At 59.5% G+C, this 237-nt stretch carries 1 protein-coding gene; it reads right to left on the bottom strand.

The genetic code is table 11. The features are described from left to right. Positions 1 to 237, bottom strand: a 237-nt coding sequence (locus A3728_RS21055; RefSeq protein WP_150120932.1) for an AzlC family ABC transporter permease, incomplete at both ends; no start/stop codon positions are given.

The raw sequence follows: 237 nt of genomic DNA, 5'->3' as shown, positions 1-237 counted from the left end.
CCATGCGCAGGTTGACCGCCAAAGCGGAGGCAAGCACGATCGCCGTCGGCGCGTTTTCCTGCATCAGTTGTAGCGCGGTGAACTGCGCGGCGCCCGCAATGACCACAACGGAGAAGGACAGCGTTTCAAAGACGCTCAGCCCGGCCTCTGTCGCGATGATGCCGAACAACGTCGAAAAGGGAATGATCACCAGAATAAAGGGCGCACCATCGGCGACGCCCTTGAAATAGGCGGATT

Origin of the sequence: Sulfitobacter sp. HI0040, from assembly GCF_001634885.1 — a bacterium.
GTDB lineage: Bacteria > Pseudomonadota > Alphaproteobacteria > Rhodobacterales > Rhodobacteraceae > Sulfitobacter.
The sequence above is the reverse complement of the archived record's forward strand: the minus strand, read 5'-3'. Positions and strand labels throughout refer to the sequence as shown.